Consider the following 17,102-nt stretch of genomic DNA (forward strand, 5'->3'; position numbering starts at 1 on the left):
CCACCCGGAGACACGCCTGATGAGCGAGCTTTTTTACAACGCTGTGCCAAACGCGACCCGCGTGGCACCGCCACTGCCCGAACCTCGGCAATACCCCAGCGAGAAACCGTCGCGGGTCTACCTGTTCGGCACGTGTGTGGTCGACCTGTTCTACCCCGAAGCCGGGATGGACGCGATCCACTTGCTGGAGCGCGAAGGGATCCGAGTCGAGTACCCGCAAGGGCAGAGCTGCTGCGGCCAACCAGCCTACACCTCGGGTTACACCGAGCAGGCGCGGACGGTAGCGCGCTCGCAACTGGCGCTGTTTGCCGGGGATTATCCGGTGGTGGTGCCGTCGGGTTCGTGCGCCGGCATGCTGCGTGAGCATTACGCCGACTTGTTCAAGGACGAGCCGGAGACGTTGAAACAGGTTCAGGCACTTGCGGCCCGCACCTATGAACTGGCCGAGTTTCTGCTGTTCGTCTGCAAGGTGCAGCTCAAGGACAGCGGCGCACCGGTCAAAGTCGCGCTGCACACTTCGTGTTCGGCACGCCGCGAAATGAACACCCACCTGCACGGCCGCGAGTTGTTGGCGCAGTTGAGCAACGTGGAACGGGTCAACCACGACCACGAAAGCGAATGCTGTGGCTTCGGCGGAACATTCAGCGTCCGTATGCCAGACATTTCCGGCGCGATGGTGGCTGACAAAACCAAAGCGTTGAAGGATTCCGGCGCGCACAAGGTATTGAGCGCCGACTGTGGCTGTTTGATGAACATCAACGGCGCATTGGAGAAACAAAAAGAAGCGCTGCGCGGGCAACATCTCGCGAGCTTTCTGTGGCAACGAACCGGGGGTGCGCAATGAGCACTTCCGCGATTATTCCTACGGTCGCCGTAGAAGAAGATTTCCGCACCCGGGCACACAATGCCTTGGGCGATCAGCAGCTACGGAACAATTTCCGCACTGCCATGGACTCACTGATGGTCAAGCGGGCAGCCGCTTTCAGCGATGCCCACGAAAGAGAACATTTGCGCGCACTGGGCAATTCGATCAAGGCCCGCGCGCTGTCCAAGCTGCCCGACCTGCTCGAGCAACTGGAACAGAACCTGACCCGCAACGGTGTGACAGTGCACTGGGCGGAAACGGTGGACGAGGCCAATGGCATCGTCTTATCGATCATCCGCGCTCACGAGGCGCGGCAAGTGATCAAGGGCAAATCGATGGTCAGCGAAGAGATGGAGATGAACCATTTCCTCGAGGCTCGGGACATTGAATGTCTGGAGTCCGATATGGGGGAATACATCGTCCAGCTCGACCACGAGAAGCCTTCACACATCATTATGCCGGCGATCCACAAGAATGCCGGTCAGGTCGCGTCCTTGTTCCACGACAAACTTGGCGTGGAATACACCAAGGACGTTGACCAACTCATTCAGATCGGTCGCAGAGTCCTGCGGCAGAAATTCTTCGAAGCGGACATCGGCGTCTCCGGTGTCAACTTCGCCGTCGCCGAAACCGGCACCCTGCTGCTGGTGGAAAACGAAGGCAACGGCCGCATGACCACCACCGTGCCGCCGGTGCACATCGCTGTCACCGGCATCGAAAAAGTCGTGGAAAACCTGCGTGACGTGGTGCCGCTGCTGTCATTGCTGACCCGCTCGGCGCTGGGCATTCCGATCACCACTTACGTCAACATGATCTCCGGCCCGCGCAAGGAGCACGAACTCGACGGCCCGCAGGAAGTGCACCTGGTGCTGCTCGACAACGGTCGCAGCCAGGCTTTCGCCGACAGTGAACTGCGTCAGACCTTGAACTGCATCCGCTGCGGCGCCTGCATGAACCATTGCCCAGTCTACACCCGCGTCGGCGGCCACACCTATGGCGAGGTGTACCCGGGACCGATCGGCAAAATCATCACCCCGCACATGGTCGGCCTGGCCAAAGTCCCCGATCACCCGAGCGCTTCGTCGCTGTGCGGTGCCTGCGGTGAAGTCTGCCCGGTAAAAATTCCGATCCCGGCGATCCTGCGACGCCTGCGCGAAGAGAACGTCAAAGCCCCGGACAGCCCGAATCAAGTGATGCGCGGTCAGGGCAGCAAGTATTCGCGCAAGGAACGTTTCATCTGGAACGCCTGGGCCAAGCTCAACAGTTCTCCGACGCTGTATCGATTGTTCGGTTTCTTCGCCACGCGCCTGCGTGCCCTGACCCCGAGCAATGTCGGCCCATGGACACAAAATCACAGCGCGCCGAAACCCGCTGCCCGCTCACTGCACGACATGGCCCGCGAGCATCTGGCCAAACAGGGAGACCGCTGATGAGCGCCAAGCAAAATATCCTCGCCAAGCTACGGAAAAGTCTGACTGGCGCCACACCGATTGCCGACAACTTCGATGTCGATCTGGTGACGCAGCCTTACACCTACAGCGCCGAACAACGCATCCCGCAACTGCGCAAATTGATGGAAGCGGTGCACACCGAAATCCACCTGACCTCGGGCGAAGAATGGCCGGCGCTGCTTGCGCAATTGTTGCGCGACCGCCAGTTGCCGAGTCTGTTGATCGCACCGACGACAGCGCACGGGCAGAAAATCACACAGCATTGGGCGAACAATCCTGATCTGCCGACACTGAAATCCTACGACCGACCGATGGAAGAGTGGAAAGCCGAACTGTTCAACGACACTCCGGCCAGCCTCACCGGCACCCTCGGTGCGATCGCCGCCACCGGCAGCCTGATCCTCTGGCCAACCCGCGAAGAACCACGGTTGATGAGCCTGGTGCCGCCGGTACATTTCGCCCTGCTCAAGGCCAGCGAAATCCGTGACAACTTCTATCAGGTGCAAGAGGAATTCGCGTGGGCCCAAGGCATGCCGACCAACGCATTGCTGGTGTCCGGCCCGTCGAAAACCGCTGACATCGAGCAAGTGCTGGCTTACGGCGCCCACGGCCCGAAAGACCTCGTGGTGCTGATCCTGGAGGACCAATGACGCTTCCTGCGAATTTCCTGCGTGATGCGCAACAACTGATTCCAGACGAGCGCCGTTTTGATGACCCGTTATCGACTCTGGCCTTTGGTACGGATGCCAGTTTTTATCGACTGATTCCGAAGCTGGTAATCCGCGTCGAGTCCGAAGATGAAGTGGTGGCGCTGTTGAAACTGGCTCAGCGTGACCACGTTCCGGTGACGTTCCGCGCGGCCGGCACCAGCCTGTCCGGTCAGGCGATCAGTGATTCCGTTTTGATCGTGCTTGGGGATAACTGGAACGCTCGCGAAATCCGTGGCCAAGGCACGCAGATTCGCCTGCAACCGGGGGTGATCGGCGCGCAGGCCAACGCGTGGCTGGCGCCGTTCGGGCGCAAGATCGGCCCGGATCCGGCGTCGATCAACGCCTGCAAGATCGGCGGCATCGTCGCCAACAATGCCAGCGGTATGTGCTGCGGCACCGCGCAAAACACTTATCACACGCTCGCGGGGATTCGTTTGGTACTCGCCGATGGCACGCGTCTGGATACCGAAGACCCGGCGAGTGTTGCGGCATTCCAAGTCAGCCACGGTGATCTCCTCGAACGCTTGGCGACATTGGGCCGCGAGACCCGCGCCAATGCCGAACTGGCTGCACGAATCCGCCACAAATACCGTCTGAAAAATACCACCGGCCTGTCGCTCAACGCCTTGGTGGATTTCGATGAGCCTGTGGATATCTTGAGCCACTTGCTGGTCGGCTCCGAAGGCACCCTCGGCTTCATCAGCGCGGTGACCTACGACACCGTGATCGATCACCCGAACAAGGCCTCGGCGCTGATTGTGTTTCCGGATGTGGAAACCTGCTGCAACGCGGTCGCCGTGTTGAAAAGCCAACCGGTGTCCGCCGTAGAACTCCTGGATCGACGCAGCCTGCGCTCGGTGCAAGACAAACCGGGCATGCCCGCTTTCGTACAGCAGCTGTCGAACAATGCCTGCGCGCTGCTGATCGAATCCCGCGCCGCATCTTCCACTTTGCTACAGGAACAACTGGCGCAGATCATGGCGTCGCTCAGCGACTTCCCAGTGGAGAAGCAAGTCGACTTTACCGAAGACCCTGCCGAGAACGCCAAGCTCTGGGCGATCCGCAAGGACACCTTCCCCGCCGTCGGCGCCGTACGCAAAACCGGCACCACGGTGATCATCGAAGACGTGACCTTCCCGGTCGAACAACTGGCCATCGGCGTCAATCGCCTGATCGAGCTGTTCGACAAACATGCCTACGACGAAGCGATCCTTTTCGGACACGCACTGGAAGGCAATCTGCACTTTGTCTTCACCCAAGGCTTCAACAACCCGGAAGAAGTCGCACGCTATCAAGCGTTCATGGACGACGTCGCGCAACTGGTCGCGGTGGAATTCGGTGGTTCGCTGAAAGCCGAACACGGCACCGGACGCAACATGGCACCGTTCGTGGAACTGGAATGGGGCAGCGACGCCTATCAACTGATGTGGCAGCTCAAACGTCTGCTCGACCCGAACGGGATTCTCAATCCCGACGTGGTGCTCAGCGAAGATCCACAGATCCACCTCAAAAATCTGAAGCCGCTGCCGGCGGCGGATGAGATTGTGGATAAGTGCATCGAGTGCGGGTTCTGCGAACCGGTCTGCCCGTCAAAAGGCCTGACCCTCAGCCCGCGCCAGCGCATCGTGATCTGGCGCGATATTCAGGCGAAAAAACGTGCCGGAGTCGATACCCGAGAACTGGAAGAAGCCTACGAGTACCAAGGCATCGACACCTGCGCCGCGACCGGTCTGTGCGCGCAACGTTGCCCTGTAGGTATCAATACCGGTGAGCTGGTGAAAAAACTCCGTGGCCGACACGCAACGCATCAGAAAACCGCTGACTGGATCGAAGGAAATTTCGCCAAGACCCTGCAAGGCGCGCGCTTCACCCTGCATGTGGCCAACGGCGCACGAATGATGCTTGGCGCGCCGCGTCTGGCGAAACTTTCGGCAACCATTACGCGCCTGTCCAAAGGCCAGGTGCCGTTGTGGACGAATGCGATGCCGCAACCGGAGAAGGCCATTCGCTTCAGCCCCAGCGTGTCGGACGAGCGCCCGCGTGTGGTCTATCTGGCTGCCTGCGTGTCACGAGTCATGGGCCCGGCGGCAGGTGATAAAGAGCAGATGTCGCTGTACGACAAAACCCGTGGCCTGCTGGAAAAGGCCGGTTACCAAGTGGTGTTCCCGGACAATCAGGACAACCTCTGCTGCGGCCAGCCCTTCGCCTCCAAAGGCTACGCCGAACAGGCCGAGCACAAGCGCCAGGAGCTGATCAGCGCACTGCTGCATGCGAGTCGCGGCGGACTCGATCCGATCTACTGCGACACCAGTCCGTGCACGTTGCGCCTGGTGCAGGACGTAGGAGAAAACCGTCTGGATCTGTACGACCCGGTGCGCTTCATCCGTACGCACCTTCTCGATCGACTCGAGTTCTCCCCGCAAGACGCACCGATTGCCGTACACGTGACCTGCAGCACGCAGCATCTGGGCGAAAGCCAGGCGTTGATCGATCTGGCGCGTAAGTGCAGCAATAACGTGGTGATCCCGGAAGGCATTCACTGCTGCGGGTTTGCCGGCGACAAAGGCTTCACCACGCCGGAGCTGAACAGCCACTCGCTGCGCACGCTCAAGGATGCCGTACAGCATTGCAGCGAGGGGATTTCCACCAGTCGGACTTGTGAGATCGGTCTGACGCAACATGGCGGAATTGACTACCACGGGCTGGTCTATCTGGTGGATCGCGTGACCCGGGCGAAGGCCTGTTGAAGAAAAATAGAACCCTTGAGTTCGACTGTAGTCCACAGAATAACCCCGGCTGATCGGGGTTTTTCTTCCATACGGTTGCCCGTCCTGACGGCCAGCGAAGTCTGGACCCACTCGGTTCAAGGAGATACACATGAAACGTTCTGTACTGTTAGGTCTGTTCGTTACTGCATCGATGATGGCGTCCGCTTCGTTTGCTGACGGCAAACCTGCCGACCTGTGTGATGCCAATATTCAGACCATCAACAATGCCAAGGGGCAGCTGTCAGCGAATCCGGAACTGAGCCAGCGCGCTAACGCCAGTGTGAGCAAGGCCGAGGCGCTCAAGGCTCAAGGCAAAATCGACGATTGCATTGCGGAAACCTCGCAAACCATCGTGGAACTGCGCAAATCCACCGGCACCAACAACTGATCAGCGCCCCGGCCAACCTTCGGGTTGGCCTTGCGGGCTGATTGGCGTACACTGCGCAGGCTTGTTGCTCAAACAGATGTACTGAGCAATGAGTTCGGGGCCGTTTAGGATTCGACGCCGGTTGCGAAACTTTAGGTGCATGCCGACTTGGTAACAGAAGTCGTAAATCCACTGTTGCAACTACTTATAGTTGCCAATGACGACCAATACGGTGTTGCTCTCGCTGCTTAATTGCAGCTGACAATGCTCCTGGTACCTTCGGGTCCAGCAATCATCAGGGGATGTCTGTAAACCCAAAATGATTGTCATATAGAACAGAATCGCCGTGCAGTACGTTGTGGACGAAGCGGCTAAAACTTACACAACTCGCCCAAAGCACCCTGCCCTTCGGGTCGCTGAGGGTTAACTTAATAGAAAAGGCTACGCATGTAGTACCGACAGCGGAGTACTGGCGGACGGGGGTTCAAATCCCCCCGGCTCCACCACTTCATCATCTAAAGACGTCCACGGACGTCTTTTTTTGTGCCTGAAATCCAGAAAAATCAAGGGTTTAAGCGCTACTTGGCTCCGCAGAGGGTTTTTGAGTTCCAGCCGTTTGGGTATTCCAAATGGTATTCCAAGCCATCCGGTGCTATTTTTTGGAATACCAAAACGGTGTCAGAGGTAGCTCTCATGCCTGCTCCAGCCCTTCGCCTTTCCGACCGCCAGCTCAAGGCAGTCAAGGCAAAAGACAAGGATTACGTCCTCAGCGATGGTGACGGCCTCCTGCTCCGAGTCAGGAGCAACGGCTCGATGCTGTGGAACTTCAACTACCGCGAGCCGGTAACCAAAAGTCGTATCAATATGGGGCTGGGCACGTACCCAGAGCTCTCACTAGCGAACGCCAGGAAAAAAGTGGTGGAAGCACGCGAACTGCTTGCACAAGGCATTGATCCCAAGGTGCAACGCAATGCACAGGACGAAGCCAAACGAGCGGAGACGGAACATACGTTCGAGAACGTGGCCACCGCCTGGTTCGAGCTGAAGAAGGACTCCGTCACGCCGGCATACGCCGAAGACATTTGGCGATCGCTCACGCTGCATGTATTTCCAGACCTGAAAACAACGCCGCTCTCGAAAATTACCGCACCGATGGTCATCGAACTGCTTCGCCCAATCGAGGCCAAAGGCAGCCTCGAGACAGTGAAGCGATTGAGCCAACGGCTCAACGAGATCATGACCTACGGGGTGAACTCCGGGTTGATTTTCGCTAACCCCCTCAGCGGCATTCGGGCGGTATTCAAGAAGCCCAAAAAACAGAACATGGCCGCGCTACGACCCGATGAGCTTTCCGAGCTCATGATCGAAATCGCGAACGCCAGCATCAAGCGGATCACCCGCTGCCTGATCGAATGGCAACTGCACACTATGACCCGTCCTGCCGAAGCGGCTACCGCCCGATGGGTAGACATCGACTTTGACAAACGCATCTGGACCATCCCGCCGGAGCGCATGAAAAAGCGTCGCCCGCACACCATCCCGCTGACCGAACAGGCACTCGCGTTACTGGAGGCGCTCAAGCCCCACAGCGGCCACAGGGAATACGTGTTCCCGGCAGATAGAAACCCGCGCACCCACGCCAACAGCCAGACCGCCAACATGGCGTTGAAACGCATGGGCTTCCAGGACCGCTTGGTCAGCCACGGCATGCGCTCCATGGCCAGCACCATCCTGAACGAGCATGGGTGGGATCCGGAGCTGATCGAAGTCGCGCTGGCGCATGTCGACAAGGATGAAGTCCGTAGTGCCTACAACCGGGCGGATTACATCGAACGCCGGCGTCCAATGATGGCTTGGTGGAGTGAGCATATCCAAAAAGCAGCAACAGGCAGTCTGTCCGCAGCTGCCATCAATGACACCAGGAACGGCAATGTCGTGCCGATACACTGAGCACTCACTGCCGACAAACTGCCTTCCGGGTACAGCTGGCGCTCCTACCCACCGCGCGCGCTTTATCCGCTGGTACAGCTCACGTGCGAATACCTAGATATCGAGCCAAGTGGCCGACTGCCAAATGCGGAAGGAGATGCGGCCAGTGGGGCGTGAAGGTGTAGGACCTGGATTATCGTTGGGGCCATGTACTAAGGACGACTGACTGTACTTCCCCTGGAAAGCGATCCTAGTACCGACACGTATCGCTCAATTCGAGGTAGTTCAGGAGGTAGCTCAACTGCGCGAGCCGTTCCATACTCCCGCGTTCTGTTTACGCGTAGAGCGCGCCACACATGATTTCGCGCAGCGAAAGACTTGGCTGGCTTAACACGGAATTGATGTCGAAGGGATCTGAGAACCATGGCGGACTATTTCACTACCGAACACTTCGAGTTGCTGAACAAGTGGATAGGGCAAAAGCGTGACGAATCAAACCCTGAACAAAATCAGGCCTACGATGATCTGAAGAAGGCCTACGAGGTAACAGAAACGTGGGCGAAAAAGCTAAAGACTGAGTTGTTTCCAATGGGCCGCGTGGAGATTCGCAAGCGCCCTACCAACCAAGGTAATAATTTCGCTGGCTACAACTGGGCAAAAATCTACCCCTCGTCCGAGGCGCCGAAGGAGTTGGCCTACACCGTAGGCATCGATGCCGATGACGGCTTCGTGGTCAAGATTGATACCGTGGGACTAGATGAGTCCGGTGCGCTGCGAAAAGCCTATCTAGCGTTGCGCGGCCCCTATAACAACTCATCCCCCTTTATCACCAAAATGCCTACAGGCGATGGTCTGGAGAAATCACTGGACCAGCTCGTTTCGTGGAGTATCGAAGCGATCCGTAGCTTCAAGCTGCGCTACGACGAAGTGGTTACCAAATTGAACCTCGGTAAGACACTGAGCGACGAGGACCTGCTCAAGCACTTCGACAGTAAACCCGCATTCCAGACTTTCCGTGCCTCGTGGTCACCACCTGATAAAGCGCTGTTCTGTCGATTGGCGCGGGCTGTCCATACGGCAGGCCTGGACTGGTGGCACATGAATAAGGGCGTCCAAGTGCGGTTTGGCCGCAAGAATCCCGGAAGCGAGCGCGCGGTTGGTGTGCTTGGCGTGATTCGGGGCACACGGACGCGGAAGCTCTCATGGACGCGGGAGATGGGTGTGTTAACCAAGCTCAACCGCGAACCGCTGACTGAGGAATTAGTCTCGAAGATCGAAACAGCCCTTACTGCCGAGCGTGAATCACTCGACGACTGGCTGGCGCTTGAAACGGAGCGGCCGGGACTGTGGCCGGATCAACTGCGGGATGATCCAGTGGAGCAAGGTGATGATGCCGACGAAGACGAAGTAGCCGACTCTGATGCAGCGAGGTTTCCCATAAACCGTATCTACTACGGCCCTCCCGGCACGGGGAAGACCTACGAGTTGTCGAAGCTGCTTAAGCGAGAGTATGAGCAGGCCATGACCTCCGTATCCAAGGAAGAGTGGCAAAATCAATTTGTGGGCGAAAAGGCAGTGGGCCTCACCTGGTGGGAGGCAGCTGCAGCGGCTCTCTACCATCTGGGCGGGAAAGCGAGCGTCGACACACTGCTCAACCACCCTTTCATGAAAGCTATTGCCGTCGCCAAGAGTGCGAACAAGAATGTACGAAACACCGTTTGGGGTGCCCTTCAGTACCACACGATTGAATCATCTGAAACTGTCAAGATGAGCAAACGGATGGCACCGGCTGTATTTGACAAGCTACCGGATTCGTCCTGGATACTTGCAGGGGACTGGGAGGACGCAGCCGCCGACCTGAAAAAGCTCGTGGATGAGTACGATGCCGGCCCACCCTCAGCCGAATACATCAAACGCTACAGTTTCGTTACCTTTCACCAATCCTATGGTTACGAGGAATTCGTAGAGGGGCTCCGACCGGTTCTCAACGGCGATACAGAGACCGGTGAAATCCATTACGAGATCCGCGCGGGGGCTTTCAAGGATCTGTGCCGGAAGGCACGATTGGCACCGGATCAGCAATTCGCGATGGTGATCGATGAGATCAACCGAGGCAACATCAGCAAGATCTTCGGCGAGTTGATCACCCTGATTGAAGCTGATAAGCGCGAAGGAGCTGTAAACGCCATTTCGGTGACGTTGCCGTATTCCGGCGAAAGTTTTTCGGTGCCAGCCAACATCGACATTATCGGCACAATGAACACGGCAGACCGATCGCTCGCGTTGCTGGATACCGCGCTGCGCCGTAGATTCGAATTTGTGCCGGTGATGCCGGACGCTCGCGATGAGCCGGGTGCACCGCTCGCAGGCCTGCGGGTCAGTATGGGCGAGCAACTGGTAGACGTGCCTCGCATGCTTGATGCCATAAACCAGCGCATTGAGATGCTCTACGACCGCGATCATTGTATCGGCCACGCATACTTCACACCATTAGCGACGGTTCCTGATGGGGATGAACGATTTGTAGCATTGCAACAGGTGTTCAGTACTCGCATTTTGCCCCTGCTCGAAGAGTACTTTTTTGAAGACTGGCAAAAGATCCGTCTTGTATTGGCGGATAACCAAAAATCCCCCGCCGCAAGTTTTGTTGTAGAGGGGCAAGATCAGGAGGACGATTTGGCTCGTCTGTTCGGCAGCGACCATGGCATGTACAGCTACTCCACTAAGCGCCACTACGCTGTGCAGGAGGCTGCATTCTCAAATCCAGATGCCTACATCGGCATCTACCTGACGTTGTCGACTTGAATGGTGAGGGGCGCGTGAGCGGCATCTCGATCTACGAATTTGACGTGCTAACAGCTGCGACGTCGAATGATGTGCATTCCGAGGGTTTGCACACGGTTCCGGACAAGGTCTACGGATGGCTCGAACACCAGTGCCTGCGGGCAGCCAACGAAAGTGGTGCGCAATGGCTACGTCTGACTCAGCGGCGTGGGTATCGTGTCGTTCAGGTCACCAGTTTTGTCGGAGTGATCCGCGCACCGGACGGTTACCAGATCGAGGTGCTACCCAAGGTCGGCAAAGCGATAGGCGGAGGCGCGATGGAGGCGCGTCAGCTTCTAATTGAGATGCTCTGCTGTCTTCAAGGCTTCCGTCACGTTCAAACCGACAGCGCCAAGCTCTCGGCGACACGAATGCCCTTGCTGGAAGTTTTTATTGCCGAGTTTCTGCGCGCGGTTGAGCACATCGTCAAACGAGGGTTGCGCAGCAACTATTCCTGTCGGCAGGACAACCTGTTTGCACTTCGCGGCAAGCTGATGATGGCATCGCATCTGCGGCAAAACCTATATCGGGCAGACCGTTTCTTCACAGAGCACGACGAGTTTTCGATCGATCGCCCGGAAAACCGCTTGCTGCACACCGCATTGCGACGAGTACTAATGCTGTCGGCGTCTCAGACTCATCAGCAGTTGGCCTGTGAGTTGGAGTTCGTGTTTGCAGAGGTCCCGATGTCAATGCAGCCACGGATCGATTTCCAGCGGGTGCGGCTTGACCGGGGCATGGGCTACTACAGCGATGCGCTGGCTTGGGCGAGATTGATTCTAGAAGAGCAGTCGCCCTTGACTGGCCGCGGCGGTCACAATGCTCCATCACTTCTGTTTCCAATGGAGGCAGTGTTCGAAGCGTTCGTCTCCAAGCATCTCGCTAAACAACTGGCGAGACCGCTTGTCTTGAAAACTCAAGCACGCAGTCATCACCTGGTTCGCCATCGAGAGCAGAACTGGTTTTGCCTAAAACCAGACCTGTTGATTCGGGATACCAACAAGGATTTGCTGGTTCTCGACACAAAATGGAAACTTTTGGATGGACTGAAGGCGAATGGCACGAACAAATACGGCCTCGCGCAAGGCGATTTCTACCAATTACAGGCCTACGGACAGAGCTATCTGAATGGAAAGGGGGATGTGGTGCTGATTTACCCTAAGACGGCCGCATTCGACCTGCCGCTCTCAGTATTCGAGTTCCCCAAGGTAGACGGTCTGCGGCTGTGGGTACTACCCTTTTGCCTGAAGTCACGCCAGCTTTTGGTTCCGGGCAGTGCTTCGTTTACTGCAGTTTTCAAGGGCACGCAAAGGGAAATTACCTCCGAACTTGAGCTGCCGGTATTAGACTGACAACTGTCCACTCGTAGATCGCCAGAGCAACAATAGCCAGACCGCCAACATGGCCGTGAAACGCATGGCTTTGAGGGCGGTCGCGGTATCCAAACCTTTCTTGATTCTCTCGAAGCTACCCAGAAAGGTGTTGAGCTTATTGAATACAGCCTCGGCTTTGTTGGCCAATGCCGCAGTGTGTTTGTTCTGGTCTTCGTAACGCCACAGTTGCCGCACTATGTTCAGGCTGGTCAGCAAGGTGGTCGGCGTTGCGACCAGTACATGGTTTTCGATGGCTTGCTGGAACAGGGCTTCGTCGGCCTTCAATGCTTCCACAAAGGCGGACTCAATGGGGATAAACATGAACACCATATCCGGCGATTTCAGGCCGGGCAGCTTATAGTAGTTACGGTCAGCCAGCTCTTTGATACGGCTGCTTACGGCGCGTACATGTTCCTTTAAAGCCAAAGCACGTTCGGTCTCGTCCAAGGCGTTGACGTAGCGTGTATAGGCGTTAAGGGAGACCTTGGCATCAATGATCAGATGCTTGCCCTGCGGCAAATAGACGATGGCGTCTGGCCGCTGGCTTCCCTCTTCGGTCTTGATGCTCACTTCTCGCTGATAGTCCTTGCCCAGGACCAGGCCGGAACGGTCCAGCACGTTCTCGAGTATCAGTTCGCCCCAATTACCCTGCAGCTTTTTCTGGCCACGCAAGGCCGTGGAAAGCTCATGTGCTTCGGTGGTGATTTGCTGATTGAGCGCCTTGAGAGATTCCAGTTCTTTGCGTAACTCGCCCTGCTGAGTGGTTTCGCGGTGGTGGATCTCTTGCACCTCCTTCTTGAAGCTATCAATAGATTGCTGGAAGGGGCTCATTACAGAGCTCAAGGTGAGCTTGCTGCTTTCTTGCAGTGACTTGGCTTTGGCCTCCAGAATATCATTGGACAGCAGCTTGAACTGTTCCGCGAGACTGGCTTTTTGCTGTTCGAAGCTAGCCACCTCACGAACATGGCTGGCATCGCGCTCGTCCAGCTCTGTATTGAGCTTGGTGTACTGGCTATGGAGCTGTGTCAAACGCTCCTGTAGGGCATCGTGTTTTTCGGCTGCAGCACCCAGTGCTAGTTTTCGCTCCTGCAGTTGCTCGCGCGCCTCTTTCTCGCCCGCTTCGAAGGTCTTCGCTTTTTTACCTTCCTGCGCCAGTTCTTCCTTCAGATCACTGACAACCTTGCGCTCTTCCTGCACCGCAGATTCAGCCTGCCCGAGGCGATCACGCAGCTCTGATATTTGTGCTTTCAAGGCCCGAATATCAACCTGCGCGTTTTCATTTTGCTTTTCAACCGAATGACCCTGCTGAATGGCCTGTTCCAGTTTCTGAGCCAAAGCGTCCAAATCTGCAGTGCGGCCGATCAACTCCGCAGATAACCGGTCTGCGGTCGACTTCGCAGAGCTTAGCTGCTCCTGCACCCGACTTTCCGTTACCTGCTGCTGGTGATTGAGCATCTCTGCACTCTTGAGCTGTGCATGAGCCTCAAGCTGCTCAGAAGTAACTTTCTCGAGCGCCTGCTGACTCTGCTCAAGACGGGCCGAGAGTTCGCTCACCTTGCGCCCTTGCCGCAAGCCCGCGAACAGATAGGCGATAGTGGCGCTAGCAATCATTGCGAACACACAGATTGCGATGAAGTCGGCGGTCCATTGACTGGCTGGCATGGTCACTCCTGTGGATTGGCAGGCGGGGCATCGGCCCGCAGAAAGGGTTTAAGCACCAAGATCAATTCGCTCGCATCACTAGGAGCAAAAACGCCGTCGATACCCTCATGGGAGATGCTATCGAACGGCGGCTCATAGAGCTTGTCCACCACGATGGAGCCATGTTGGGCGATGTAGTTTTTCAACAGGTTCATGAAGCGCACCTGCTGGGCAGTGAGTCCGGGGTGAGCATGCAGAAAGCTCTGGAAGTGCTGCTCGATCGCCTGAGGATCCAGACCGATGATTTCACGGACTGTCAGGTGCAACTGATCAGCTGTACGCCCATAGAACTCATTTAACAGATCCAGGCTTACGCCGGGATGACTCGTCAGGATGGTGGAAGTCAGCGTTTTCAGCTCGGGCTCGGCAATCGGCTCGCCCTTGTGGATTTTCTGCAGTGTCGGATTGGCCGCCAGCATCACGGCGAGAATATCCTTGAAACGGCGTCGATAAATCATCATCTCATTGGCACCTGCGAACGTAACCTCCCGTTCCTTGACCTGCAGGCCCGTATCCCCGGCTCTGGTGGCTGGCATGGCGTATGGCCGTGGTCATGCTGCTGTTGGTGATGTCGGTGCTGCAGAAGACCTACTCCGACCTCAAGCACAAACAGGAGATGGAAAAGAGCAGCACCTCACAGCGCGAAAAGGTCGGCGTAATCCTCAGCCAGCTCAAAGCCTCGCTCGAGACCAGTGAGAACGACGGGCTGGTGGTACTGGATGTCAACGCCCAGAAGATGACCCTGCGCGACGGTATTTTCGGCCGCGGCAGCGCCTGCGTGACTGACCAGGCCAAGCAGGCATTCGCCAGCATCGAAGCGCGCATCGCCGATTTCCTGGCCACGTTCAGCAACGGCAAAGTGTATGTCGAGGGGCACACCGACAACCTGCCGGTATCGCGCCCAGTCACCAACTTCGAAGCGTTCTGCACGGTATACGACGACAACTTCACACTTTCCGCCGCTCGCGCACGCGAGGCCCGCAAGCTGATCATCGGCGACCTTGATACGGCCAGCGCCAAGCGCGTCGTGGTGGCCGGTTACGGCGACTCCCAGCCTATCCCTGGTATCGCACCAGAGGATGCCCAGCAACGGCGCATCGAAGTGCGTTGGGTGATACAGGAAGATCGCTAGACCGGGTTCGCCATACTTTTCACCACAAATAAAGGATTCCAGAAATGGGTATCACCTACAGACAAGATGACGACCTGGCGTTTCTCCAGTACTGCACGGAGGCAGACATCCGCCAGCTGGCCAAGTACCTGATGCTCGATAACGATGGCGAAAAACGGGTTGCCAGTGAGATCGCTAACGATGAGCAATTCAAAAAACTGGAGGGCCAACCGGACCAGTGGCGCCAGTGCTGGAAACTGGTGGCCGGTGAACTGCAGCATTTCGGTGGCGACTCGATCGTCAACTTGTTTCGCCGCCAGGGCGTGCTGTACAAGGAAATGCTTTGCGACGTTTGCGACAAGGCGAAAGCCAAGTACAACAGCAAAGCGTCTGCCTATGACATCGAAAACAAACTGATCGAGCGCCTGGTCGAGCAGTCTTGGGACAGCATGTCTGACGCCGAAAAACGCAAGGCCATGGAATCGATGAATATTCCTGGTGCCATTGAATCCATGCCCCTGGCCGCAATCATCAAAGCTATCAGTTCAGGTGGCATAGGGTCCTTTGAATGGTCTGCCTGGCTCGCCAATTCCGCCCGCCAGTACTTCGGCAATGCCTTGGTCATGGGTGCCGGTGGCGCCGCTGCGCTGATTGGCGGACGCGCCGTGGCCGCCTTCGCCGGGCCGGTCGCGGCGATCGCTGTGACCATACCGTTGCTGAGCGGCACCGCCTACCGGGTTACCATTCCAGCGGTCATCCAGATCGCCTACATGCGCCGCAAATACGAAAAAGAGGACCGTTTCTGATGCAAGCCGCCGCCGACCTACTGCAGAAAATCTGGGTTCTCGATGAAGCCGCCTTCTCCAAAAAACTGCTCGACGCCTTGGCTCAGGGTAAAGCTGTGATCCATGACGGCGTGGCCTACTGGAAAGCAGGTAGTGGCGAGAGTGGGATTATTCAACACCTGCCATTCAAGGAAACCATGATCAAGTCCGCCGAAGAAGCGATCAAAGCCGCACAAATGACAACCGTCATGGCCGCAGCCGCTTCCACCTGCGTGATCCTCGGCGCGTTGATCATCCAGACCAAATATCTGGCCGCAAAACTCGACAAGATCCAGAACACCGTCGACGAAATCGCCAAAGACCTGCACGCCCAGAACATTGTCTATTACATGGACAAAGTCACCGATTACATCGGAGGGATAGAAGTTGCCCGCACCCTGCTGAAGGACCGCAGCCTGGCCCATGAGATCAGGGAAGTGGCCTACCCACTGCTGGCCACCTCAGCGGCCAAGCGCAACCACGCGCTGTCCTTCATCGACAATATCCTCAACCTGGCGCATAACAGCAACGAACTGACCAACAAACACTACGAACTGGTGGTCAACTTCGCCCACATGATGCTGGAAATCATGCCCCTGGGAATGCACACCGAATACCTGCTGGCCGCCCGCGTCGGCAAACCACAATTGGCCCAGCAAATCCTGGAGGACGGTGCCGAGCGCTACCAGGGAGCCATGAATCTCTACAAAAACTTCCTAAACGAACAACACCGCAATCTGATCCGCGGCAGCATCGGCGAAAAGGCCGAAATCTTCCATCGCATCGAACACAAAGCCAAACAACTGATCCACTCGGAAGAAAACCGGCTGCTGCTGTCCCTGCCCAATGGTCGTATGGCTATTCTGGAAGCGGCCTGAGTCCCAGCCCTAGAGCTGAAGCCTGATCGCTTGTTACAGCTTGCATGCAAGCGATCAGGCCCGGATCTTCAACTGGGATGTAAGCTGCCTTCTGAGGGTGCTCAGCTGATCAAACTCAGGGCCTCACAATGCCGTTTACCAAGTCATAGACCAGCGTAAACGCTACGTCCGCTCGCGAGGTGTAATTGCTGCCCTTACTTACAGCCATAAACACCGCCGCAAAAACTCCGCCACCGCTTTCTCCAACCACCCTGCCGCCCGCATCCTCAATTCCTTGCTCCCACACTTCGGGCAGCGCTCAA

13 protein-coding genes and 1 other RNA gene are annotated in these 17,102 nt (G+C 57.0%); 12 read left to right on the plus strand and 2 right to left on the minus strand.

Going from position 1 to position 17,102, the window contains the following annotated elements:
- Positions 1-19 precede the first annotated feature (19 nt).
- From H8F23_RS03740 to H8F23_RS03785, 9 genes are all read left to right on the plus strand, one after another.
- Entirely contained in the window at positions 20-844 is an 825-nt protein-coding gene (locus H8F23_RS03740; RefSeq protein ID WP_141127803.1) for a (Fe-S)-binding protein, read from the plus strand.
- Positions 841-2,295, plus strand: coding sequence for a LutB/LldF family L-lactate oxidation iron-sulfur protein (locus H8F23_RS03745; RefSeq protein ID WP_093435718.1), 1,455 nt, complete (start codon positions 841-843; stop codon positions 2,293-2,295). Before H8F23_RS03740 ends, H8F23_RS03745 begins: the two co-directional genes overlap by 4 nt.
- Positions 2,295-2,966 (plus strand): LutC/YkgG family protein, encoded by a 672-nt coding sequence (locus tag H8F23_RS03750; protein WP_194933446.1) that lies wholly within the window; start codon positions 2,295-2,297, stop codon positions 2,964-2,966. Before H8F23_RS03745 ends, H8F23_RS03750 begins: the two co-directional genes overlap by 1 nt.
- Complete coding sequence (locus H8F23_RS03755; RefSeq protein ID WP_194933447.1) at positions 2,963-5,773, plus strand: FAD-binding and (Fe-S)-binding domain-containing protein; 2,811 nt, start codon at positions 2,963-2,965, stop codon at positions 5,771-5,773. The genes H8F23_RS03750 and H8F23_RS03755 overlap by 4 nt, the downstream gene beginning before the upstream one ends.
- 130 nt (positions 5,774-5,903) lie before the next feature.
- The gene (locus tag H8F23_RS03760) at positions 5,904-6,182 is read left to right on the plus strand and encodes a hypothetical protein (protein WP_194933448.1); all 279 of its coding nucleotides are present in this window, start codon (positions 5,904-5,906) and stop codon (positions 6,180-6,182) included.
- Between the two features lie 96 nt (positions 6,183-6,278).
- Positions 6,279-6,667, plus strand: a transfer-messenger RNA (tmRNA) gene (gene ssrA / locus H8F23_RS03765).
- A 187-nt stretch (positions 6,668-6,854) separates the two neighbouring features.
- On the plus strand, positions 6,855-8,111 hold the full coding sequence (locus H8F23_RS03770; RefSeq protein ID WP_194933490.1) for an integrase domain-containing protein: 1,257 nt from the start codon (positions 6,855-6,857) through the stop codon (positions 8,109-8,111).
- A 402-nt stretch (positions 8,112-8,513) separates the two neighbouring features.
- Positions 8,514-10,895: an McrB family protein gene (locus tag H8F23_RS03780; RefSeq protein ID WP_194933449.1), complete on the plus strand. Its 2,382-nt coding sequence runs from the start codon at positions 8,514-8,516 to the stop codon at positions 10,893-10,895.
- Between the two features lie 14 nt (positions 10,896-10,909).
- Positions 10,910-12,265: an McrC family protein gene (locus H8F23_RS03785; RefSeq protein WP_194933450.1), complete on the plus strand. Its 1,356-nt coding sequence runs from the start codon at positions 10,910-10,912 to the stop codon at positions 12,263-12,265.
- Here H8F23_RS03785 and rmuC read toward each other — a convergent pair.
- Positions 12,257-13,948: a DNA recombination protein RmuC gene (rmuC, locus tag H8F23_RS28775; protein ID WP_228759088.1), complete on the minus strand. Its 1,692-nt coding sequence runs from the start codon at positions 13,946-13,948 to the stop codon at positions 12,257-12,259. The genes H8F23_RS03785 and rmuC overlap by 9 nt on opposite strands.
- A gap of 2 nt (positions 13,949-13,950) precedes the next feature.
- Complete coding sequence (locus H8F23_RS03795) at positions 13,951-14,523, minus strand: type I restriction-modification enzyme R subunit C-terminal domain-containing protein (protein WP_228759089.1); 573 nt, start codon at positions 14,521-14,523, stop codon at positions 13,951-13,953.
- Between the two features lie 5 nt (positions 14,524-14,528).
- On the opposite strand from H8F23_RS03795, the gene H8F23_RS03800 reads away from it, so the two are divergent.
- Genes H8F23_RS03800 through H8F23_RS03810 form a run of 3 tightly spaced genes read left to right on the plus strand, consistent with a single transcriptional unit; the run spans position 14,529 to position 16,800 of the window.
- A complete protein-coding gene (locus H8F23_RS03800; protein WP_194933451.1) occupies positions 14,529-15,119 on the plus strand; it encodes an OmpA/MotB family protein in 591 nt (196 codons plus the stop codon).
- Between the two features lie 44 nt (positions 15,120-15,163).
- Positions 15,164-15,904, plus strand: coding sequence for a DUF3944 domain-containing protein (locus tag H8F23_RS03805; RefSeq protein ID WP_194933452.1), 741 nt, complete (start codon positions 15,164-15,166; stop codon positions 15,902-15,904).
- Positions 15,904-16,800, plus strand: coding sequence for a hypothetical protein (locus tag H8F23_RS03810; RefSeq protein WP_194933453.1), 897 nt, complete (start codon positions 15,904-15,906; stop codon positions 16,798-16,800). Before H8F23_RS03805 ends, H8F23_RS03810 begins: the two co-directional genes overlap by 1 nt.
- Positions 16,801-17,102 lie beyond the last annotated feature (302 nt).

The organism is Pseudomonas neuropathica, from assembly GCF_015461835.1.
Taxonomy (GTDB): domain Bacteria; phylum Pseudomonadota; class Gammaproteobacteria; order Pseudomonadales; family Pseudomonadaceae; genus Aquipseudomonas; species Aquipseudomonas neuropathica.